This is a genomic window from Cryobacterium ruanii (assembly GCF_004404055.1).
Taxonomy (GTDB): domain Bacteria; phylum Actinomycetota; class Actinomycetes; order Actinomycetales; family Microbacteriaceae; genus Cryobacterium; species Cryobacterium ruanii.
The window spans coordinates 141,685-164,850 of record NZ_SOHK01000014.1; the positions used below are offsets into that span (position 1 = coordinate 141,685).

General features: G+C 64.3%; 18 protein-coding genes and 1 tRNA gene. 10 read left to right on the forward strand and 9 right to left on the reverse strand.

All coding sequences use genetic code 11. From position 1 onward, the window contains the following. The first annotated feature begins 2 nt into the window (after positions 1-2). Together E3T47_RS09270 and mgrA are read left to right on the forward strand one after the other, a co-directional pair. Positions 3-482, forward strand: a complete 480-nt coding sequence (locus E3T47_RS09270) for a Dps family protein (RefSeq protein ID WP_134555799.1) — start codon at positions 3-5, stop codon at positions 480-482. A 76-nt stretch (positions 483-558) separates the two neighbouring features. Continuing rightward, entirely contained in the window at positions 559-1,584 is a 1,026-nt protein-coding gene (gene mgrA, locus E3T47_RS09275; RefSeq protein WP_134555800.1) for an L-glyceraldehyde 3-phosphate reductase, read from the forward strand. Between the two features lies 1 nt (position 1,585). Here mgrA and E3T47_RS09280 read toward each other — a convergent pair whose 3' ends face one another. From E3T47_RS09280 to hutU, 5 genes are read right to left on the reverse strand one after another with little or no spacing between them, the layout of a single operon-like run. Continuing rightward, complete coding sequence (locus E3T47_RS09280; protein WP_241982118.1) at positions 1,586-4,282, reverse strand: DEAD/DEAH box helicase; 2,697 nt, start codon at positions 4,280-4,282, stop codon at positions 1,586-1,588. 4 nt (positions 4,283-4,286) lie between these two features. Continuing rightward, complete coding sequence (locus tag E3T47_RS09285; protein WP_134555801.1) at positions 4,287-6,422, reverse strand: S9 family peptidase; 2,136 nt, start codon at positions 6,420-6,422, stop codon at positions 4,287-4,289. 44 nt (positions 6,423-6,466) lie between these two features. Next, on the reverse strand, positions 6,467-7,648 hold the full coding sequence (gene hutI / locus E3T47_RS09290) for an imidazolonepropionase (protein WP_134555802.1): 1,182 nt from the start codon (positions 7,646-7,648) through the stop codon (positions 6,467-6,469). Then, positions 7,645-8,967, reverse strand: a complete 1,323-nt coding sequence (locus E3T47_RS09295; RefSeq protein WP_134555803.1) for a formimidoylglutamate deiminase — start codon at positions 8,965-8,967, stop codon at positions 7,645-7,647. Before E3T47_RS09295 ends, hutI begins: the two co-directional genes overlap by 4 nt. Positions 8,968-8,984: 17 nt before the next feature. After that, a complete protein-coding gene (hutU, locus tag E3T47_RS09300) occupies positions 8,985-10,655 on the reverse strand; it encodes a urocanate hydratase (RefSeq protein ID WP_134555804.1) in 1,671 nt (556 codons plus the stop codon). 197 nt (positions 10,656-10,852) lie between these two features. Between hutU and E3T47_RS09305 the strand changes: the two genes are divergently transcribed. Next, positions 10,853-11,125, forward strand: coding sequence for a DUF2277 domain-containing protein (locus E3T47_RS09305; RefSeq protein ID WP_134555805.1), 273 nt, complete (start codon positions 10,853-10,855; stop codon positions 11,123-11,125). On the opposite strand, the gene E3T47_RS09310 is transcribed toward E3T47_RS09305, so the two are convergent. Both E3T47_RS09310 and E3T47_RS09315 read right to left on the reverse strand, forming a co-directional pair. After that, positions 11,122-11,559 (reverse strand): hypothetical protein, encoded by a 438-nt coding sequence (locus tag E3T47_RS09310; RefSeq protein WP_134555806.1) that lies wholly within the window; start codon positions 11,557-11,559, stop codon positions 11,122-11,124. The genes E3T47_RS09305 and E3T47_RS09310 overlap by 4 nt on opposite strands. Positions 11,560-11,686: 127 nt before the next feature. Then, positions 11,687-12,109, reverse strand: a complete 423-nt coding sequence (locus E3T47_RS09315; protein WP_241982120.1) for a gamma carbonic anhydrase family protein — start codon at positions 12,107-12,109, stop codon at positions 11,687-11,689. A 234-nt stretch (positions 12,110-12,343) separates the two neighbouring features. Between E3T47_RS09315 and E3T47_RS09320 the strand changes: the two genes are divergently transcribed. From E3T47_RS09320 to E3T47_RS09340, 5 genes are all read left to right on the forward strand, one after another. Next, complete coding sequence (locus tag E3T47_RS09320) at positions 12,344-14,080, forward strand: Ig-like domain-containing domain (protein ID WP_166805679.1); 1,737 nt, start codon at positions 12,344-12,346, stop codon at positions 14,078-14,080. A 9-nt stretch (positions 14,081-14,089) separates the two neighbouring features. Continuing rightward, positions 14,090-15,241 carry a threonine synthase gene (locus E3T47_RS09325; RefSeq protein ID WP_134555808.1) on the forward strand — a complete coding sequence of 384 codons (1,152 nt, stop codon included), beginning with the start codon at positions 14,090-14,092 and terminating at the stop codon, positions 15,239-15,241. 323 nt (positions 15,242-15,564) lie between these two features. After that, positions 15,565-17,181, forward strand: coding sequence for an isocitrate lyase (locus tag E3T47_RS09330; RefSeq protein WP_134555809.1), 1,617 nt, complete (start codon positions 15,565-15,567; stop codon positions 17,179-17,181). Between the two features lie 1,034 nt (positions 17,182-18,215). Further along, positions 18,216-18,728 carry an HIRAN domain-containing protein gene (locus E3T47_RS09335; protein WP_134555810.1) on the forward strand — a complete coding sequence of 171 codons (513 nt, stop codon included), beginning with the start codon at positions 18,216-18,218 and terminating at the stop codon, positions 18,726-18,728. Positions 18,729-19,140: 412 nt separating this feature from the next. Continuing rightward, on the forward strand, positions 19,141-19,593 hold the full coding sequence (locus E3T47_RS09340; RefSeq protein ID WP_134555811.1) for a hypothetical protein: 453 nt from the start codon (positions 19,141-19,143) through the stop codon (positions 19,591-19,593). Between the two features lie 186 nt (positions 19,594-19,779). Here E3T47_RS09340 and E3T47_RS09345 read toward each other — a convergent pair. After that, positions 19,780-19,851: transfer RNA gene (locus tag E3T47_RS09345), tRNA-Arg, on the reverse strand. Between the two features lie 91 nt (positions 19,852-19,942). Next, a complete protein-coding gene (locus tag E3T47_RS09350; protein ID WP_134555812.1) occupies positions 19,943-20,602 on the reverse strand; it encodes a hypothetical protein in 660 nt (219 codons plus the stop codon). Positions 20,603-20,644: 42 nt separating this feature from the next. On the opposite strand from E3T47_RS09350, the gene argS reads away from it, so the two are divergent. Further along, entirely contained in the window at positions 20,645-22,321 is a 1,677-nt protein-coding gene (argS, locus tag E3T47_RS09355) for an arginine--tRNA ligase (protein WP_134555813.1), read from the forward strand. Between the two features lie 2 nt (positions 22,322-22,323). Next, positions 22,324-23,085, forward strand: coding sequence for an LmeA family phospholipid-binding protein (locus tag E3T47_RS09360; protein ID WP_134555814.1), 762 nt, complete (start codon positions 22,324-22,326; stop codon positions 23,083-23,085). Positions 23,086-23,166: the final 81 nt, after the last annotated feature.

Genomic DNA, 23,166 nt, shown 5'->3' on the forward strand with positions numbered 1-23,166 from the left:
CCATGCGCGCCTCCCAAACACTCAGTGACAACCTGCAGTCGGTTCTCGTTGACCTGATCGAGCTGCATATTCAGGGCAAGCAGGCGCACTGGAGCGTCGTCGGCAAGAATTTTCGCGACCTGCACCTGCAACTCGACGAGATTATTCTCGATGCCCGGGAATTCTCCGACGAAGTCGCCGAGAGGATGCGCGCCCTCGACGCCATGCCCGACGGCCGCAGTGAGACGGTCACCAAAACCACGCACCTGCCGAAGTTCCCCGACGGCGAGGTCGACACTGCCGAGACGGTCACTCTCATCACCGAACGGCTCGATGCGACGGTCGACACCATACGCAAGGTGCACGATGAGGTCGACGAGGAAGACCCCACGAGCGCCGACATCCTGCACGCCTTCATCGAAAAACTCGAGCAGTACTCCTGGATGGTCAGCGCGGAGAACCGCAAACCGCGCAAGCGCTCCGTGGTGGAGTCCAAGTCCTGACCCACGCTAAGCACCTGCGCGACCACGTCGATGTGGAACAGACGAATGTGCAGCAGAAGAATGGGATCATGAGCACATGACTTTTCTCCCGAATGAATCACGCTACGAGTCCATGCCGTATCGGCGCGCTGGGCGCAGCGGCCTCAAACTACCCGCTATTTCGCTCGGTCTCTGGCAGAACTTCGGTGATGACAAGCCGCTCGCAACCCAGCGAGCCATTCTGCACCGAGCCTTCGACCTGGGCATCACCCATTTCGACCTGGCCAACAATTACGGACCCCCCGCCGGGAGCGCCGAAACGAACTTCGGCCAGATCTACCGCGAAGACTTCAGCGCCCACCGCGATGAACTCGTGCTCTCGACCAAGGCCGGCTACGACATGTGGCCGGGCCCGTACGGCAACTTCGGCGGCCGCAAGTACCTGCTGTCGAGCCTCGACCAGTCCCTCTCCCGCATGGGAGTCGACTACGTCGACATCTTCTACTCCCACCGCGCCGACCCCGACACTCCACTCGAAGAAACCATGGGAGCCCTGCACACCGCGGTCATGAGCGGCCGGGCCCTCTACGCCGGCATCTCCTCGTATTCGCCCGAACGCACCCGAGAAGCCGCGGCGATTCTGGCCGACCTCGGCACCCCGCTGCTGATTCACCAGCCCTCCTATTCGATGTTCAACCGCTGGGTCGAAGACGACCTTCTCGACACCCTCGAAGACGTGGGTGCGGGCTGCATCGCCTTCTCGCCGCTGGCGCAGGGTTTGCTCACCGACCGTTATCTCGGTGGCATCCCCGCAGACTCCCGGGTCGCCCGCGACGGCTCAGCGAACAAATCAATGGTGAACGCCGAAGCGCTGACGCACATCCGGGCATTGACCGAGATTGCCTCCGCGCGCGGTCAGTCCCTGGCCCAGTTGGCACTGGCCTGGGTGTTGCGTAACGCTGAGGTGACGAGCGCCCTGATCGGTGCATCATCGGTGGAACAGCTCGAAACCAATGTGGGAGCGCTGCAGAACCTCGATTTCACCGCCGAGGAGCTGACCGCTATCGACGTGCACGCCGTCGACAACGGCATCAACCTGTGGGCGGCCTCGAGCGCCGTCTAACTCACGGCTCGAGCAGGCCGCGGATGTCGTCGGCGGTGAGCGCGGTGCTGAACAGGGCATCGTCGTCGAGCACCGCGGCGAACATCTGCGCCTTCTGAGCTTTGAGCGCCATGACTTTCTCCTCGATGGTTCCGCTGGCGACCAGCCGGTAGACCATCACGTTGTGGGTCTGGCCGATGCGGTGGGTGCGGTCGACGGCCTGCGCCTCCGTGGCCGGATTCCACCATGGGTCGAGCAGAAAGACGTAATCGGCTTCGGTGAGGTTGAGACCGAAGCCACCGGCCTTGAGGCTGATCAGGAACACCGGCGCCGCTCCGCTCTTGAACCGGTCGATCACCTCGCTCCGCCGCAGGGTCGACCCGTCGAGGTAGCAATATGGAACGCCTAGGGCGTCGAGCCGGGCGGCGGCGAGCTTTAGGAACGAGGTGAACTGGCTGAAGATGAGCGCCTTGTGGCCCTCGGCGATGACGTCGTCGAGCTGCTCGAACAGGGCGTCGAGCTTGCTCGAGCGCACGCCCGCGTACTTTTTGTCGACCAGGGAGGCGTCGAGGCTCAGCAACCGCAGCAGGGTGAGCGAGCGAAAAATGATGAACCGGTTCTTATCGAGCTCCTCGATCAGCCCGTACAGCTTCTGCCGTTCGCGCTGCAGGAACGTGTCGTAGAGTTTCTGGTGTGCCGGGTTCAGCGCGATCCGCAGTTCCTGCTCCTGCTTCGGTGGCAGGTCGCGAGCGACGACCTCCTTGGTGCGGCGTAGCATCAGCGGGCGGATGCGCCGGCGCAGCTTCGCGAGCCGCTCCGGGTTTTCACCGCGGGTCACCGGCCGCACATAGTCCTCCAGAAACTTACGCGACGATGCGAACAGCCCGGGCGCAACGACGCTGAACAGCGACCACAGGTCCATCAGGTTGTTCTCGAGCGGCGTGCCCGTTATCGCCAGCTTGAACGGCGTGCTCAACTCTTTCGCGCAGGCGTAGGCCCGGCTCGTGCGGTTCTTCACGAACTGGGCCTCGTCCAGGATGAGGCCGGCCCAGGTCAACGACTGGTAGGCGTCGAAGTCGAGACGGAACAATGCGTAGGACGTGACGAGCACGTCGACGTCGGTGGCGGCATCCGCTATACGAGTGCGGCTTTTGGCCTCGGTCGCCGTGAGGGTCCGCACCCGCAGCCCGGGCGTGAACCGGGTCGCCTCATTGCGCCAGTTCGCCACAACGGATGTCGGCGCCACGACCAGAAATGGTCCAGGGTGCGGCGACCTCGGCCTCGAGCCGGTCGCGTGCACCAGCAGCGCGAGGGTCTGCAGCGTCTTGCCGAGACCCATATCGTCGGCGAGTACCCCGCCGAGCTGGTGTTTCCAGAGAAACGCGAGCCAGGCGAACCCCTCTTGTTGGTATGGGCGTAGGGTCGCGTGCACTCCGGCCGGAAGCGGGGTCGGCTCGATCCCGGCCAGACCCTGCAGTCCGGCGGCCGCCGCCCGCCACGACAGTGCCGGCACGGTCTCGTCGGCGAGATCCGTAAAATCGCTCCACAGGCTGGCCTGGTAGCGGCTGATGCGCAGACCGGTCTCCCATTCCGGCAGCGCTCGGGCCTCATTGATGAGGTCGTGCAGCTGCTCGAACTCGGGCTGCTGCAGCGAGAGATAGCTGTTGTCGACCAGTTTCAGGCGGGTCTGGCCCTTCGCGAGCGCCTTGAACAGCGGGCCGAACGGCACGGTGATGGTTCCGACCGTGACGATCACGCCGAGATCGAACCAGTCGCGTTGGTCCGTTTCCACCGTCGTGATCACGAGGTGGGGAGTTTCGGTGCGCTCGAAATTGTCGGGGAGCACCTCGGGAAAACGCACCGATGAATCCGAGCTGGTGACGGCGACCCTGCGCTGCAAGACCGGGTAGACCGTGCCGAGAAACTCGGCCGCGTCGGCGGCGGGAACCGTTACGGCATCGAGCTGCCCGATCAGGTGACGCTGCTCGCCGCTGAGCGGGTCGGCGGTCGGCGCAAGGGTGAACACCGTCGGGGCGCCAAAGCGCACGCCGTACACCCCATGGCCCGCGACGACTCCGGAGGCTTCGAGCGGGTGGTTTACCCCGTCGATGTGCAGGCGGGCCTGCAATAGCAGCGGGCCGGCATTCGATTGGGAGACGTCGAGGCTGATCTCGGCGAGCGACCCGACCCGCACGACGACATCCTTCCTGCTGCCGACGAAGCCGATGCCCAGCTGTTCCGCCTCGCGCAGCAGCGGCCAGAGCAGCGGGCTGGTGAAGTTGTCGAGGTAGATCCAGTCGGTTTCCTGGCTCGTGTATACCTCGCGCACGGCCTTGTAGAGTGCCGCGAACTGGGAGATCCACCGATGATGCTCGGGGTCAAGGTTGAATCGGTTCAGCTGAAACGTGAGGTGACTCCAGGTGATGTTGCTGCGCACCCAGTTGCCCTGGGCATTGTGGATGACCGGCCGCACGCCGAGCCGGTATTCGCCGTGACCTGGTTCGAACGCCTTCACCGCTTTGGCGGTCGGTCCCCGCCAGCGGTCGTCCGTGCGCGGAGTCTGCTCGCGCAGCTCGAATTGCAGCCCCATCGGCACTTTGGGTCCGGCGGGCAGGGCACGCGGCTGCCCGAAATTGCCGATCCGTGGCAGAGCGGATGCCTGCTGATCGGGCGGCAGCACCAGCCGCTTCCACGCGGGCGTACCCGCAGAATCCGACATTGCCCTAGCTGTCGCTCTCTGGCACGTTGAGGCCGGCGGCGTCGAGTACCCAGGAGTAGTTGAACGCGCGTTCATGCCAGGCGCTGTACCGACCGGAGACGCCGCCGTGGCCGGCTGACATTTCGGTCTTGAGCAGGGCATCCGCCTGCACTTCGCGCAGCCTGGCCACCCATTTTGCCGGCTCGACGTAGAGCACGCGGGTATCATTCAGACTGGTCACGGCCAGGATCGACGGATAGTCGACGGCGCGCACGTTCTCGACGGGGGAGTACGACTTCATATAGGCGTACACCTCGGCGTCGTGCAGGGGGTCGCCCCATTCGTCCCACTCGATGACGGTCAACGGCAGTGAGGGGTCGAGAATCGAGGTGAGGGCATCGACGAACGGAACCTCGGCGAGGATGCCGGAGAACAACTCGGGAGCGAGGTTGGCGACGACGCCCATGAGTAGTCCGCCGGCGCTGCCGCCCTCGGCGACGAGCTGGGCGGGGGTGGTGAAGCCCTCATCGATGAGGTGTGTAGCGCAGCTCACAAAGTCGGTGAAGGTGTTGATCTTCGTGGTGGTCTTGCCGTTTTCGTACCAGGTGCGGCCGAGTTCGCCGCCACCGCGCACGTGCGCGATGGCGAAGATCATGCCGCGGTCGAGCAGGCTGAGCCGGGCGATGCCAAACCCGGGATCGATGCTGTGCTCGTAGGAGCCGTAGCCGTAGAGCAGGGTAGGCGCCGGGGTGCCTGGCGTGACGAGGTCGCGGCGGTAGACCAGAGAGATCGGCACGCGGGTGCCGTCGGCGGCGGTCGCCCATTCGCGGCGTTGCTCGTAGAGGGCGGGGTCGTAGCCGCCGAGCACCGGTTGCTGCTTGAGTAGGCGTCGCTCACCGGTAGCCACGAGGAGGTCGTAGACGGTGGACGGGGTGACGAAACTCGTGAAGCCGAATCGAAGGGTCGGTTGCGTCCACTCCGGGTTGCCTGCCGATCCGACGGCGAACAGGGGCTCGTCGAAATCGAGTTCGGTTAGGCCGCTCGCGTCGTGACGGTCGATGGCGAGCCGGGTCAGACCGTCCCGGCGATACTCAACGACGAGAAAGTCGGCGAAGGCATCGACGCTTTCGAGGCGGATTTGTGGGTCGTGCGGCAGCAGCATCCGCTTGGCGCCTTGCGGGGCGTTTGCGCTGACGCTGACCAGTTCGAAGTTGACGGCGGTGCCACCGTTGTGCACGATCAGCAGGCGGTCTTCACCGTCGATGATGGCGTGCTCGACGTCGTATTCCACGTTGTCCTGGCGCGGCCAGACCACGGTGAAGTCGCCGGTGGGGTCGCTCGCGTCGAGCACCCAGGATTCGGTGGTGACGCTCGAACCGGCCTCGATCATGAGGAACCTTCGGCTGCGCGTGATGCCGATGCCCACCCAAAACCTTTCGTCGGGTTCGTGGAAGATGCTGGTATCGGCGTCTCGTGCCGTGCCGATCTCGTGCCGCCAGACGGTGTCTGGACGCCAGGCGTCGTCGACGGTCGTATAGAAAAAGTAGCGACCGCTCGGGTCGAACAGGGCGCCGGCGCTCGTGTTCGGGATGGCGTCTGGCAAATCCTCACCGGTCTCGATGGTGCGCACGCGGATCGTGTAGCGTTCGTCACCCTCGACGTCGACGGCGTAGAGCAGCTGGGTGCCGTCTTCGCTCAGGTCGAAGCTGCCGAGCGAAAAGAACTCGTGATCGGCGGCTTCGACGTTGTCGTCTAGCAGGATCTGCTCGCCGGGCACACTCTGGTTGGCACCGTCGAGAATGGGCGCGGTCCAGTCGTCCTGGCCGCTGATGGGTGCGCGACAGTGGATGCCGTATTCCTGGCCCTCGACGGTGCGGGTGTAGTACCAGAAGGCACCGCGACGCACCGGAACGCTCAGGTCGGTTTCCTGGGTGCGGTTCTTGATTTCAGTGAAGATCTGCTGCCGCAGGTTCTCCTGGTCGGCGGTGCGGGCTTCCGTGTAGCTGTTTTCCGCCTCGAGATGGGCGATGACCTCGGGGTTGTCCTTGTCGCGCAGCCACTCATAGTCATCGATGTAGACATCGTTGTGGTGCTCACGGCGGTGGGGCCTTTTCGCGGCGAGGGGAGCGACGAGGGGAGGTGTGATCGGGCCAGAGGTCATTCCCCCAGCGTAGTTTGCGCGCGGCCGCGCGAGGGATGTCGTCCTCAGGAACCAAGGCGTAGCCCATGCCGCCAGACGGCGCCGGTGAGGGGAACCCCGGGGCGGTAGGCCAGGTGTGAAATCGACGGAGCATTCAGAACCTGGAGGTCGGCGCGGCCGCCGACCTGCAGGGAGCCGACGGCATCCGCTCCCTGGTCGCGGTCGAGCGATCGGGCCGCACCGCGCGTGGCCGCCCAGACGGCCTCGCTCACGGTCAGGCCCATTTGCAGCACGGCGGTCGCCACGCAAAACGGCATCGATGTGGTGTACGAGGTTCCCGGGTTGCAGTTGGTGGCGAGGGCGATGGTCACTCCGGCATCGAGCAACCGCCGGGCCGGCGCAAACGGCTGCCGGGTCGACAGGTCGCAGGCCGGCAGCAGGGTGGCGACCGTCGTTCCGGCGGCCAGCGCGTCGATGTCGACCGGCTCTAGATAGTTGCAGTGGTCGACGCTCGCGGCGCCCAGCTCGGCCGCGAGTTGCACGCCACCGCTGAAACCGAGCTGATTGCCGTGTACGCGCAAGCCCAGTCCGCTGGACCTCCCGGCCAACAGCACCTCGCGGGTTTGCTCCACGTCGAACGCGCCCTGTTCGCAGAACGCGTCGATGAACTGAACATAGGGCCGCACGGCAGTGAGCATCGGCCCGGTCACGAGGTCGAGGTAGTCGCGGCGGTCGAGCCCGGCGGGCACGATGTGGGCGCCGAGAAAGGTCACGACATCGGCCACCCGGGCGGCAGCGCGCGCCGATCGCGCTTCACTCGCGACATCGAGCCCGTATCCGGTCTTCGTTTCGAGAAAGGTGGTGCCCTGCGCTTCGGCCTCGCGGCGCAGATGCCCTGCCGTGGCAACGAGCTGTTCCTCGGTCGCGGCCCGCGTGGCGTCGACGGTCGTGTTGATGCCGGCGGCGGCGTAGGGCTGGCCGGCCATGCGGGCTTCAAACTCCGCCGAACGGTCCCCGCCGAACACGAGATGCGTGTGCGTGTCGACCCAGCCGGGCAGAACGGCGCGACCGTCGACGTCCGTTCGGCGATCGGCTGCGGGAGCCTTCGCAGCGGCACCGATCCAGAGGATGCGACCGCCGCCGATGATAAGGGCCGCGTTGTGCATCCGTTCGCCCGAATCGTCGTGGGTGGTCAGCTCACCGATGCCAGTCACCAGCTCGGTGCTGGTGAATTGGGTCGCGGTCATCTGCCGAGCCTAACGAGTGCGTCGGCCATCATCATCGCCGGCCGTTCGCCGCCGACCAGCTGGCCACACTCAGCCACCAGGCGCCCGCCCACGAAAACGCGCAGAACATCGGCAGCCGTCGCGGTCAGGGGCAGCTGCCCGAGGAGAGACCCGATGGTGCGCACCCCGGTCGTGCTGATTTCGACGAGATCGCACGGGTCGCCCGGTTGCAGCCGGTGGCGTCCGAGTGCGAGGGCGGCATAGCCGGCGGTCGACGCGGCTGCCAGGAGTGCGGCGGGGGAGAAGCGTCCGCGTTGCTGCGAGGCGAGCCGTTCTGCCATCTCGAGACCGCGCATTTCCAGGAATGGGTCGATGACCGCGTTCTGATCGGAGCCGAGCGCAATCGGCGAGCCCGCCGTGGCAAGGGCGAGCGCCGGGCCGATGCCGTCGCCGAGGTCGGCCTCGGTGGTCGGGCACATCACCACGGTCACCCCGGCGTCACCGAGCCGGGCTCGGTCGGTGTCGCTGAGGTGCGTTGCGTGCACGACGCTCAGGCGCGCCGTGAGCGCCCCGAGCGACTCGAGCAGGCCGGTCGGGGTCAGACCGTAGGCCGCCAGGCAGTCCGTGTTTTCCTGCGGCTGCTCCGAGAGATGGACGTGCAGGGCAACCTCTCGAGGCAGCCCGTCGAGCACTTCCCGCATCGCGTCGGGAGGGACGGCGCGCACCGAATGCAGGGCAGCCCCGAGAGTCACCAGGTCGTCGCCCTCGAGCTGCGCGCGCAGGGATTGCCAGCGGGTCAGCCACGCGGTGGCAGTCCCGTCGCCGAACGCGCGTTGCTCTGTCGCCAGCTCCCGACCGATGCCGCCCTTCAAATAGATCGTGTCGAGCAGCACCAAACGGATGCCTACGGCCCGCGCCGCCGCCGCAAGCGCCAGTTCCATAGCGTGCGCTGGCTCATACGGTACGCCATCCGCGTGGTGATGCACGTAGTGGAATTCGCCGACGGCCGTGTACCCGCAGACGAGCATCTCTGCGAACACCGCGGTAGCCAGCGCCTGATAGTTCGACGGGTCGAGCTGGGCGGCGACCCGGTACATCCGTTCGCGCCACAGCCAGAAATCACCGTCATCTTCGTGGGTCTGGCCCCGCAAGGCCCGATGAAATGCGTGCGAGTGGGCATTGCCGAACCCCGGCACAACCGTTCCCAAGCGGATGTCCGCTGCCTGCGCAGACCCAACCTGAACGCGCGTGATGCGACCGGCCGAGTCGACTTCGAGCCGCACCCCCGCGACGGCGACCCCGTCGATCAGCAAGGACTCGCACCAGAAACTGGTCGACACCTCAGTCTTCCCACATCTCAGTTTTCCCACATCGGCACGCGCAGGCCGCGTTCGCGGGCCACGTCCTCGGCCCGTTCGTAGCCCGCATCGACGTGACGCATGACGCCGGAACCAGGGTCGTTGGTCAGTACACGCTCGATCTTCTCGGCGGCCAGCGCGGTGCCGTCAGCGACAATGACCTGCCCGGCATGGATGCTGCGGCCGATTCCCACCCCGCCACCGTGGTGAATCGACACCCAGGTCGCACCCGAGGCGGTGTTCAGCAGGGCGTTCAGGAGTGGCCAGTCAGCGATCGCGTCTGAGCCGTCCTTCATATCCTCGGTCTCGCGATAGGGCGAGGCGACTGAGCCGGAGTCGAGGTGGTCACGGCCGATCACGATGGGCGCGCTGAGCTCGCCGGAGGCGACCATTTCGTTGAACTTCAGCCCTGCAAGGTGGCGTTCCTTGTAGCCGAGCCAGCAGATGCGGGCCGGCAATCCTTCGAACTGCACCTTCTCTTCGGCCTTGGTGATCCAGCGGTGCAGCCCCGCATCGTTTGGAAACAGTTCGAGAATGGCCTTGTCGGTGGCCAGGATGTCGGCTGGGTCGCCGGACAGGGCGACCCAGCGGAACGGGCCCTTGCCCTCGGCGAAGAGCGGTCGAATGTAAGCGGGCACAAATCCGGGAAATTCAAAGGCCCGCGCGTAGCCGCCGAGTTTTGCCTCGGCGCGAATGGAATTGCCGTAGTCGAAGACCTCGGTGCCGGCGTCCTGGAATTCCACCATGGCTTGCACCTGCTTGGCCATCGCGGCCCGGGCGCGCACGGTGAACTCTTCCGGGTTCGCGGCCGCGTAGGTGTGCCAATCGTCGACGGTGACTCCCTCCGGCAGGTAAGACAGAGGATCGTGGGCGCTGGTCTGGTCGGTCACGATGTCGATCGGCACCTTGCGGGCAAGTAACTCGGCGAACACCGTCGCGGCATTGCCGACCAGGCCCACCGACAGGGCGCGGCGTTCGGCCTTGGCCGCGAGCACCCGCGCGATGGCGTCGTCGATGTCGTCGGTCATCTCGTCGAGGTAACCGTGGTCGACCCGGCGTTGAAGGCGGGCCGGGTCGACGTCGACGATGAGTACCACGCCGTCGTTCATCGTGACGGCGAGCGGCTGCGCACCGCCCATGCCGCCAGCACCGCCGGTCAGGGTCAGAGTGCCGGCCAGGGTGCCACCGAACCGCTTTGCGGCGACGGCGCCGAAGGTTTCGTAGGTGCCCTGCAGAATGCCCTGGGTGCCGATATAGATCCACGATCCGGCAGTCATCTGCCCGTACATGGTGAGTCCAAGGTGCTCGAGGCGGCGAAACTCGGGCCAGGTAGCCCAGTCGCCGACGAGGTTGGAATTGGCAATGAGCACGCGCGGCGCCCACTCGTGGGTGCGAAAGACGCCGACCGGTTTGCCCGACTGCACGAGAAGGGTTTCGTCTTTTTCGAGAGTTTCGAGGGTTCGCACGATCGCGTCGTAGCACTCCCAGTTGCGCGCGGCCTTGCCTGTCCCGCCGTAGACGACGAGGTCGTCGGGGCGTTCGGCGACCTCGGGGTCGAGGTTGTTCATGAGCATGCGCAACGGGCCCTCGGTCTGCCAGGTCTTCGCGGTGAGTTCGGTGCCGCGGGCGGCGCGAACGGGGCGTGCGCTGTGGATGGTGCTGGTCGTCATGCGTATCTCCCTCGATTACAGACTTTCCCGATCATTGAGGTTATCCGCTCGAGGTTGCAGCGAGCCGATGACCATGCAGCCGTGAAGTGATGCCGACGAGGTCGGGTGCGAGCGAAGGGCGTCTCCTGTCGAAGCCGAGCAGGGACCCGCTTCCCCCGGGCCTTGAAGGGTGCGCGAACGGTGATTACCCTGAGACCATGTGTCGAAACATTCATGTGCTGCATAACTTCGAGCCCGCCGCGACCGACGACGAGGTGCACGCGGCCGCGCTGCAATACGTGCGCAAGATCAGCGGATCGACGCATCCGTCGAAGGCCAATGAGGAGGCGTTTGAGCGTGCGGTACACGAGATCGCCCACATCTCCAGGCACCTACTCGAAGACCTCGTGAGCACGGCGCCGCCGAAGAATCGAGAGGTCGAAGCCGACAAAGCCAAGGCGCGCGCGCAGAAGCGATTCGCTGCCGCCTAGCGGCGATGCCGATCTGCGTAGAGCACCATGACGGCCGCAACGACGCTGGCTGCCAGGCCGAAGACCAAACCAAAGGCAATGGTGATTCCCGCATACGCGGCATCGTCCATCATGGTCAGAGCGACGGCGACCCCGACGGACAGCAGCAGCACACCGACGACCGCGCCGAATGCGGCGAGAAAGATGCGAACGCGCCGCGATTTCGTGAGGTGTCGATCGAACATCGCCACGGTGGCGAGGCCGCCAAACATAGCGGCCGCCCCAATGACGAGGCCGATCACGCCATAGTTCGCCATGGAGAGCACCACGAACCAAAACCGGAATTCGGTCTCGCCGCTGCCGGCATCCGTCATCACGACGGCCACGCCGGCCGCGAGGAGAAACCCCACGATCGGTGCGAACACCGCGATGCGCCAGTAACGGTGAATCATCATGGCTTCCACCCTATGGGGCGGTCGGCATCCGTTCAGTCGGTGTCGGGGTCGATAACCCGGTCCGTCAGGTGGGCGCTGTAGTAGTCGGATTGCTGCGACATGACCTCGCGCATCGACTCGTCCCGGCTCACGCCATACACGGGCTCATGAAGTTCAGTCCCCGTTGTATGGCCCAGATCTCATCGTGACGGTTCGGCGACAGAATCTGCGCCGGGTCGCCAACGGCCACCCAGCCGATCGGCACGACCGCCCCGTCGTGCAGCCGACTCTTGATCTGCACGACAGCGTTGATGCGCACCTCTGAGCGTTTGCCGACCACCGAACCGGGAAACAGCGCAGCGCCAGTCGCGATGAAGGCATCCGCTCCAATGGTCGATCCGTTCACGTGCGCGTGCGGCCCGATCATGACCGAGTTGCCCTCGAGAGACGGATGCCCCGCACTGCCCCGAATGACGGCGTTCTCCATCACAACCACATTGTCGCCCAACACGACCGGGCCGTCTTCGGCGGCCACGACGGCGCCGTGCAGGATGCGCGCCCCGGCCCCCAACCGTCACCTCGCCACTCACAACGGCGGTGGGCGCGATATCAGCGGACTCATGCACGGTCGGACGGTTTCCGCGATGTTCGACGAGCATGCACACACAATATCGACGCTGCCTGCCGCGCGGTCATGGTTTGCCAATGATTTTGCTACTTGGTGGTTTCAATGGCCCTTGTCGGCCCGGAAGAACCGCATTACTGTAATCACCACGTCGTGGCCAGCACTGGAAGGACACGAAAGATGACACTCGTTCGCGCTCTGAGGCCGTTCCGCGTTGTTCGTCGTACCCTCGCCGTGTTCACCTTGGGCGCCATGGTGATCGTTTCGTTCGCACTGCTGCCGAGCAACGTCGCCGACGCCGCGACCGTGCCCGTCTCAACCCAGGCCGTCGTGCAGACGGCGCCCGACCTGGCCAAGATCTGCGCGCGGTTGAAGATCACGGTCGCCAGAACCAGCTTGTGCAGCCACGGACCCGACCCGGTCGATGCATTCGGCGGTGGGGCCAGGCTGAAGCAGACATCCGCTGTGCAGGAACAGGGCGTGGCCGCTGCACCGGCCTCGGAACTGACCGCGCTGTGCAACGCCGATGGTGTGAGCGGTAAGCGCATCGAGGTGATCTACGGCGTTCCACAGGATCGCACCAACCGGTTCAGCGCGATGGTGGCCCCGCTGCGCGACATGATGCGGCAGGTCAATAACAACCTCGAGGCAGCGGATGCCGCAACCAGTCAGAATTATCGCTTTCTGTGCACGAATGGTGTGGATGTGACGGTGCGCAATGTGACGCTGTTACCGGTCGGAAGCGACGCCAGCTTCACCTTCGATGACTATGTTGCGAGCCTGCAGAACCAGATCGCGTTCGGTCTGGGACCGGTCGACTTCATCGCCAATGAGCGTCTCTACATCGCCTACATCGATCAGGTGCAGGATTCCTACCCCTTCGGCGGCCAGGGCGAGCTATCGATCGATGATCAGCCGAGTGCCGCCGCGAACGCCAACAATGACTCGCGGCCGCGCTACTCCATGTCGGCCTATCTGGACATGCCCGTGATGGCGCACGAAATCGGCCACAACATTGGGGCCGTGCAGGATTCGGCGCCGCACTCGAGCAAGGGTGGGCACTGCTACGACGAAGCCGACCTCATGTGTTACGACGACGGCGGGTTGTATTTTGCGCTCGGCGGCACGCTCACCTTCACCTGCCCGGGCGCGGACACCGCCATCGACTGTCACGACGAGGATTACTACTATCCCGGCACGCCGCCCGCGTCGAACTACCTCGCCACCCACTGGAACACCGCCAATAGCGGGTTCCTGACGCCGGTCGTCTCCGCAGCCACCCCGCCAACGGTCACGGGGAAGTCGCCGGTGAGCCAGGCCACCCGCGTCGCGCAGACCGCCAACGCGACGGCCACGTTCAGCGAAGCCGTGCAGGGCGTCTCGACGACCACGATGCGAATAAAGAATCCGGGCGGTACGGTGCTGTCGTCTGCGGTCAGCTACAACACGACGACGCGGGTCGCCACCATCAACCCGAGCGCGAGCCTCGCTGCCGACACCAAGTACAGCGTGAGCCTCACCGGGGGAGTCACGGGTATTCGTGATCTGTCGGGCAGCCCGCTGGTGTCGACGGGGTGGAGCTTCACCACCGGGCCGGCGCCCACGATCACCACGCGCACGCCGGGTAGCGGGGCCACAGGCGCGAGTCGCACCGCGAGTGTCTCGGTGACGTTCAGCGAGGGAATGGCCGGGGTAGCGGCATCCACTTTCAAACTGAAGAACACCGCAACCGGCGCGGCGATCACGGCCCTCGTCTCCCGCAACGGCACGACCAACCAGTGGATTCTGAACCCGAGCGCCACGCTCGCTGCCACCACTAACTTCACCGTCACGATCACCGGCGGCAGCACGGCCGTGCGCGACCTGGCCGGCAACCCCGTCTCCACGAGCATCTGGCGGTTCACGACCGGCAGCTAGGCTGAATCGATGACAGCATTGCCCGATCTGGTCTGCTCAGAATGCGCCACGCCCTACCCGGTGGAGAGCCTGGCCTGGCGGTGCGCCTGCGGCGGCGTCCTTGACGTTGCCGAGTTCGATTTTCAAGTGGATGCCGCGGCTCTGCGGCGCCGCGTTCCCTCCCTTTGGCGGTATGCCGAAGCCTTGCCGATCGAGGTCGACCCCGCCATCACACTGGGGGAGGGCTTGTCACCACTCATACCCTCCCGGTCGTTCGCCCACGTGCAGCTGAAACTAGACTTTCTGCTGCCGACGCTCTCGTTCAAGGACCGCGGCGCTGTGGTGCTCGCGACCCTCGCCACACGGCTCGGCGTTCGAAGTGCCATGGTCGACAGCAGCGGAAACGCCGGCACGGCGATGGCCGCCTACTTCGGTCGGGCGGGTATCGGCTGCACGGTGTACGTTCCCGAATCCACATCGCCCGGCAAGCTTGCGCAAATGCGTGCGCACGGTGCGACGGTCGAATTGGTGCCCGGTTCTCGAGCGGATACCGCCGCGGCGGCCCTGCAGGCGGCGGGACGGCCCGGTGTGCTGTACGCGAGCCACGTCTACCACCCCTATTTTCTGCATGGCGTCAAAACCTACGGCTATGAGATCTGGGAGCAGCGCGGGCGCACTCTGCCCGAGACCGTGGTGGTTCCGGTCGGCAACGGCACGATGCTGCTCGGCTGTTACCTCGCCTTCCGTGAGCTGGTCGCCGCTGGCCTCGCCGAGCGGATGCCGCGGCTCGTCGCGGTGCAGGCATCCGCTTGTTCGCCGCTCGAACAGGCCATGGCGCAGGGGCTCGACGCCCCCGAGCTCGTTGACGCAGGCGCCACGATCGCTGAGGGCATCGCCATCGCAGCTCCTCCACGCGGGAAGCAGATTCTGCGAGCCGTCCGCGCCAGCGGCGGCACCATCGTATGCGTCACCGACACGCAGACCGCGGCCGCACGGCGAGAACTCGCCGACGAAGGACTCTTCGTGGAGCCAACCTCCGCAGTCTCTTTCGCCGCGGTGCGCGCCGCCGTCGACGAGGATTTCGACTCCGTCAGTCCCACCTGGGCGGTGGCCGCGAGCTCGCTCACGGCCGGATCGGTCGTGGTGCCCCTCTGCGGTGCCGGCCTGAAATCATTCGCATGATGTCAGCCGCAGAGGCGGATGATGGCACCCTCTGTCCAGCCTGCGGCACCGAGATGATTGCGGATGGCATCGACACCGCCGAAGGCCTGGAATCCTGCCACCGGTGCCCGCGGTGCCGACTGGTGATCGTCCTACCCGGCTCATGGCCGGGACAGCACACTTCCTGACGAATAACTTTTCAAATGCAGAAGAAACGCACTTCTTCTGGCTCACATTCCTGAGAAGACCGGTTGTTCTTGCGCCAATCTTGAGTTAGCAGCCGAAAGTGGCCCGTTGAGTCAGTAGTCCCGGCTCAGCCCAACTCATACGTCGAAGGAATGAACATGACTGTCTACCAGAAAGACATCGAGGACATCGAAGCTCTCAAGCAGCAGGTTGGAAGCAGTTGGGACGCCATCAACCCCGAGTCCGTCGCCCGCATGCGCGCCCAGAACCGGTTCAAGACCGGACTCGAGATCGCGCAGTTCACGGCCGACATCATGCGCAAAGACATGGTTGAGTATGACGCTGACTCCTCTGTGTACACCCAGTCGCTGGGCGTCTGGCACGGTTTCATCGGCCAGCAGAAGATGATCTCGATCAAGAAGCACCTCAAGACGACCAACAAGCGTTACCTCTACCTGTCCGGCTGGATGGTTGCCGCTCTGCGCAGCGAGTTCGGTCCGCTCCCCGACCAGTCCATGCACGAGAAAACGACCGTTCCTGCTCTCGTCGAGGAGATCTACACCTTCCTCCGTCAGGCCGACGCCCGCGAACTCGACCTGCTCTTCACCGGTCTCGATAACGCCCGCATCGTTGGCGACGACGCCAGAGCAGCTGCGATCCAGACGCAGATCGACAACTTTGAGACCCATGTTGTGCCGATCATCGCCGACATCGATGCGGGCTTCGGTAACCCCGAAGCCACCTACCTGCTCGCCAAGAAGATGATCGAGGCTGGCGCCTGCGCCATCCAGATCGAGAACCAGGTGTCGGACGAGAAGCAGTGTGGCCACCAAGATGGCAAGGTCACCGTTCCTCACGAAGACTTTATTGCCAAGTTGAACGCCGTTCGTTACGCGTTCCTCGAGCTCGGTATCGAGAACGGCATTATCGTCTCACGCACCGACTCGCTCGGTGCCGGCCTCACGCAAAAGCTGGCCGTGACCTACCAGCCCGGTGACCTCGGCGACCAGTACAACTCCTTCCTCGACGTCGACGAGATCACCGAGGCCGACCTCGGAAACGGCGACGTCGTCATCAAGCGGGGCGGCAAGCTCTTGCGCCCGAAGCGCCTGGCCAGCAACCTGTTCCAGTTCCGCGCCGGAACAGGCGAGGCGCGCTGCGTGCTCGACAGCATCACGTCGCTGCAAAACGGTGCCGACCTGCTCTGGATCGAGACCGAGAAGCCGCACATCGGCCAGATCGCCGGCATGATGAACGAGGTTCGCAAGGCAGTCCCGAATGCCAAGCTGGTCTACAACAACAGCCCGTCGTTCAACTGGACCTTGAACTTCCGTCAGCAGGCATACGACGCACTCGTGGCCGAGGGCAAGGACGTGTCCGGTTACGACCGTGCAAAGCTCATGAGCATTGACTACGACGAGACCGAACTGGCCTTGAACGCCGATGAGAACATCCGTACTTTCCAGCGCGACAGTTCGAAGGAGGCTGGTATCTTCCACCACCTCATCACCCTGCCGACGTATCACACGGCCGCACTCTCAACGGATGACCTCGCCAAGGGGTACTTCGCTGACCAGGGCATGCTCGCCTACGTCAAGGGTGTGCAGCGTCGCGAAATTCGTGAGGGAATTGCCACGGTCAAGCACCAGAACATGTCTGGATCCGACCTCGGTGACAACCACAAGGAGTACTTCGCCGGCGCCGCAGCCCTCAAGGCCGGCGGCGTGAATAACACGAGCAACCAGTTCGACGAACCGGCTCTGAGCAGCCGCTGACCCCCACTGCATGAGCAGTACTGAGTGAGAAACACGGAACCCCCGGTCAATCGACCGGGGGTTCCGTGTTTTAACGCGTGAACCTGCGACCAGGTTTCGATGACAGAAGTGTGGCCGGGACGGTCGCGCATTTGCGTCGTCGGATCGTAATATGGGCAATCTCAACCGACGACTGGGAACCAGTCATTCAGGTCGTTGAATGGGCAAAACGTGGGCAAACGACGAACTGCCCGCACCGGCACCAACGGCTGAAGTGACTTAGATCCGCGTGATCGCAGGGAACTGGCAAGAGTTGTCACTTGACGAGCCATACCGGACAAATTGTCATAGCCGGACACTCGGAATTACGCGGATGTCACGTCGAAACCATCCACGATTCTTGCCACGCTACTTCGGACAAGCGAGGAAGACACCGCGTCTAGCGTTAAAGCGTCCGGCGCCAAGAGCCTGAGTGGCTCTCCTCACGGTGTCCACATGCGTTCAGAACTCATCACCGACATCGAAAGCGAGTCACCATGCGCGGGAAGGAGCTGCCTGCTGTCCGGGTGCGCTCCGGTAAGGGCTGTCCCCGACGCGCAGGCCTTTGCGTTTCTGTCATCACCGAAGTTCCATTCGTCCCCATGCACCCATCGTGCCGTATCCGGCCCACAGCCAATGACGGCACGTCCGCGAAAGACACCCACACGGATCGATGGTTCCCGTGCCGGCATCGAAAGAAACTGCAGGCTGGAGACTCAAAGTGAAACGGAAGAGATTTGGGTCGGCACGCCCCATGTCCGAACTAGGTGGCAGAAGTCCGAACTGGCGTGGCACGTGACAAGAGTTGTCACTTGACGAGCCATACCGGACAAATTGTCATAGCCGGACACTGAAGTTTTAGGGGGTGCGGCAGGCGCAATTGACGCGACGATTGCCAACCTACCCCGGACAGACACTGCGAAAATGGCCCCGTCATGGGGTATTCGGGATCACGCCGCATGTAGCCGTACGACATAGGATCGAAAAGACTAGTGAGGGGTCGGGCATTGGGCGAAATGGAACCACTGTGGGTTGTCGGGAACGAATACTTCGGATCGTCGTTCGCTAAGCGTGGGTTGGGCGGGACCACAGTTCCAGCTCGGCTAACGCGCGAGCCGCAGAACCGCGCCGACAAGAATGCTGTCGGCGTGCACATCGGCAGGGCTCAGGTCGGCTACTTGTCAGCTGCCAGAGCAGAGAAGATCGTCAGATGGATCGACTCAGTGGGCGGGTCGTTCGACACGACAGTGACATACCGCGACGGCGGTGCTGACGTCTTTGTCCCCGCTGATTGGGTTGCGACACCTCGAGCCGAGAAGGTCAATGTCCAGCAGACCAAGAAGTACCAGAGTGAACTCGTTGCATTGGGCGTGGGCGATCAAAAATGCAAGGTAATCGCCGATGGTGAGCAGCTGAACGTCGTTGTCGGCGAGGTCGTCGTCGGAAGACTGTACCCGAAGCAACTTGACCAGTCGACGCTCGACAAGATCGTTCACAACCGGCAACAGAAGCTGGTCATCGAGGACTAATCGTTTGCGGACGGAGTTTTCGCCCGGATCATAATCCCCGCGCCAAAGGCTCTACAGCCCCCCGCCTTTACAGCCAATCAATCAGCGGCCACAGCGTCTCCGATGCCCGAATCAACTCGGCCTCAGCCGGCGGGAGCAATGTCCTTTCTGAAAGGGATTTTCTCCCGTTAGTCGAGCGTGTCCTCGAGCCCATAGCTGCGCCAACTGGGGTTCGGTCCGCGCTTACGATTCCGGCGAGAAGGCCAGCTTCAAGCCGTGAATCACCGCGAAAAAGGGGGATCGATTGTCATACACAGACACGAAGGGGCCGCTGCGTTCAGGGCGACGGGTGATTGAGGGCGCTCTCGTTTTGTGCCTGATCCTCCCTCTTTTGGCGTGCTCAGGCTCGCGCCCGGATATCCGAGAGGAGGCCATGTTCGAGGCTCGGATCACCATAGAGAAGGTTTCCGCCCTCGCCGTCGACAGCGCTATTGGTCACAATCTCGACAGCTACTTGGATGCGGTGTCCACAGGAGATGTCTGGCCCAAGCCGGCATTCGCTACAATCCGCGAGGACACAGATGAACAGATCCCCGGCTGGGCTCACGGTGCGGCATTCGGGGCGGTAGTCGATCGATCACAGTCCTATCCGAAGGTGCTGGTTAGCTACGCCGCATCGGGGCAGAGCTCCACCGGAAGCGGATTCAATTCGAGGGTTGCCGACGTGTTGGTCTGCGTCAGCATCGAGGTCGAGTTCGTGGGCGACCGGGTTGATTCATACATGCCACCGTCTATCGCTGCCGTGGAATGCCCCGCCGACGTACAAAAATACTTTGGCGGAAACGAATTGGTCACGCTTGAGGAAGTGTTCGCAGCATCTCCATGACGTTGGCGATCTCACCGGAATCGTAGGGCTGGCTCGCTCGTTCGGGAAGAAACTCGCCGCATTCTCCTCAGAGGAAAGGAGGAGGCCGAGTCCTCCCTCAAGCGACGGCGACGCCTAGTTGCGCTGACCGCCGAGGTGTCCGAACTGGGTGGCAGAAGTCCGAACTAGCGTGGCACGCGACAAGAGTGCCCCCAGGCAGATTCGAACTGCCGCCCCTGCCTCCGGAGGGCAGTGCTCTATCCCCTGAGCTATGGGGGCCAGGGTGATCCAAGGTTAGCATCATGGCCCGGCCGCCGAGACCCGCCGCCCCGAATCCGCTAGCCCAGGTGCCGGCTAGCCCAGGTACCGGCTAGCCCAGGTGCCCGAGCACCGCCGACATCAGGCCTTCGGCTGCGCCGGGCTCGTTGTAGAACGCGGGGGAGCTCAAGGTCACCCAGTAGGTACCGGTGAAGACCTGCGCCTGGCCGCTGCCACCAACATAGGTGAAGAACCCGTCGACCGTCGGCGGGGTGCCGTAGGTCGGCACAGCCTGGCTGTCGGCATCCGCTTGCTGCTTGAGCGTGGTCATCAAAACATCGTTCGGGGCCACGAGCGAAAGCTCGATCAGCTCGCTACTGGACTGATTCGAATAGCCGCAGGTCAGGCCGTTGTACGTCGCGGCCGTCTCGGCCAAACCATTCGCGCTCGGCGAGTAGCCCGCAGCGGTGCCATAGTTCGGGTTGAAGTCGTAGACGTTCTGCAGGGTGAGCAGGTCGCCGCAGGTCTGCGTGATCGCTGATCCGGTCGCTTCCGGCGTTGGCGTCGGTGACGGCGAAGCGCTCTCGGCCGGGCCAGCGGATGCCTCGCTCGTCGCGGCCGCGGAATCCGAGGGCGTCGGCTCATCGCCAGCGCTGCAGCCGGTCAAAACGAGAGCGAACAGCGCGCCGCCGGCAAGCAGGAGGCCGGCTCGCCGGCGAGCAGGATGAGCGGCGGTACGAGCAAAAGAGGGGTAGACGCGTGTATCAGTCACGCGTTGACCTTACCAACAGGAGGGGGCCGCTACGATTGCCGAGTGACTCCTGCCGAACTCTCCCAGTCCCTCTTCAACCTCATTCAGGACGTCAGTGAACGCCGGCGTGAGGCTGACACCGGTGGGGTAGACCTCGGACTCACCCTCGCCGACGTCGCCGTCGAACGCCCGCGCAACCGCGATCACGGCGATTGGGCCTCGAGCATCGCGCTGAAGATCGCCAAACCCCTCGGCGCCAACCCGCGTGAAATAGCGGCAGAATTGGCCGCTGGCCTGGAACAGTTGGCGGACGTCGCATCCGTCGAAATCGCCGGCCCGGGCTTCATTAACATTCGCCTGGAAGCGGCGGCGGCCGGTGCCCTCGCCAGAACTATCGTCGACCAGGGCGCTGTTTACGGCACTGGACATCTCTACGACGGCCTCAAGATCAACCTCGAATTCGTCTCTGCCAATCCCACCGGCCCGATTCACATGGGCGGCGTACGCTGGGCCGCGGTCGGCGACAGCCTGGCCCGCGTGCTGGCGGCCGAGGGCGCCGACGTCACCCGCGAGTACTACTTCAACGACCACGGGTCGCAGATCGACCGCTTCGCCCGCAGCGTGCTCGCCAGCTACCTCGCCGAGCCCACCCCCGAAGACGGCTATGGCGGAGCGTACATCGGCGATATCGCCGCGAAGGTGCTCGCAAAGTACGACGGCGACGTTGCCGCCCTGCCGCGGGACGAGCAGCAGGAGGTGTTCCGCTCCATCGGCGTCGAACTCATGTTCACCGAGATCAAGGAGAAACTGCACGGCTTCGGCGTGGACTTCGACGTGTACTTCCACGAAGATTCGCTGCACGAATCCGGCGCCGTCAATCGCGCCATCGACCGACTGCGCGAGCAGGGCCACATCTTCGAAGCGGACGGTGCCATCTGGCTGCGCACCACCACCTTCGGCGACGATCGTGACCGGGTGATCATCCGCTCGAATGGTGAACCGGCCTACATCTCGGGTGACCTCGGCTACTACCTCGACAAGCGCGAGCGCGGATTCGACCAGTGCCTCATCATGCTCGGCGCCGACCACCACGGCTACGTCGGCCGCATGATGGCGATGGTCTCTGCCTTCGGCGACAAACCCGGCGTGAACCTACAGATTCTGATCGGCCAGATGGTCAACCTGCTCAAAAACGGCGAACCGGTGCGCATGAGTAAGCGCGCGGGCACCATCGTTACCCTGGACGACCTGGTCGACGCGGTCGGCGTCGACGCCGGTCGCTACGCGCTGGTGCGTTCGAACAGTGACTCGCAGCTCGATATCGACCTCGACCTGCTCGGCAAACGCACCAACGACAATCCCGTCTTCTACGTGCAGTACGCCCACGCCCGCACCTGCTCGGTCGCCCGCAACGCCGCAGCGAGCGGCATCGAACGCACCGCGTTCGCCCCGGAACTGCTCGTGCACGACAGCGAATCCGCCCTGCTCGGCGTGCTGCAGGAATTCCCTCGCGTTGTCGCCCAGGCCGCCGAACTGCGCGAGCCGCACCGCGTCGCCCGCTACATTGAAGAGGTCGCCGGCTACTACCACCGCTGGTACGACAACTGCCGCGTTATTCCGCTCGGCGAGGAACCGGTCACCGACCTGCACCGCACCCGCCTGTGGCTCAACGACGCCACCAGTCAGGTGCTCAGCAATGGTCTCGGCCTGCTCGGCGTCACCGCCCCGAAGCGCATGTGATCATGGCCAGAACCAAGCGTCGCGGTCTCGTCCCGCTCATCATCGCGGGCGTGCTCGTCATTCTGCTCATTGTCGCCTATTTTCTGGTCGACAGCGGGCTGCGCGCGTTCGCGCAGGACCGCGCCGAAACTGAGATCAGCAACCGGATGCCCGCTTCCGTCACCGGCGACATCGACGTCACCATCGGCGGTACTTCCGTCATTGCACAGTTCATCGCCGGAAACTTCGACCAGATCGAGCTGACCGCGCCGAACCTGGCGGTCGACGGCGTGCCGGCATCCGTTCATGTCACTGCCCGCGACGTGTCGACCAACACTGCCAAGGCCATCGGCTCGCTGACCGCCACGCTCGACCTTGACCAGGCCGCGCTCAACCAGCTCGTTCTGGCCTCCGGCACCGCTCCCGCCGACGCTGTCATGACGCTCGGCAAGGGCACCGTGGCATACACCGGCACCGTGGCGTTGTTCGAGTTCATCGTCGGTTACAGCGCAACGGCCACGGCCAGCGCGGCCGGTGACACGCTCAATTTCACCCCCACCGAGGTCACCGTCACCAGCGGCGTCGGTGACATCGACGCGACGCCCCTCGTCAACCTCATCCTGCAGCAAGCACCGATCGGGGTCTGCGTTGCGGGCTATCTCCCCGAGGGAGTCGAGCTCAGCGGCGTTGACATTTCGCCCGAGCGGGCACGCGTTACGCTGGAGTCGAGCAGTTTAAGGCTCACCGCGCAGTCGCTGACTACCCTCGGCAACTGCACCGACTAATTCGAACCTCGCCACCCGCGACGATAGAATACGATCAGGCACGCCCACCTACCCGGGCTGACCCATTTTCCGGCTTCAGGG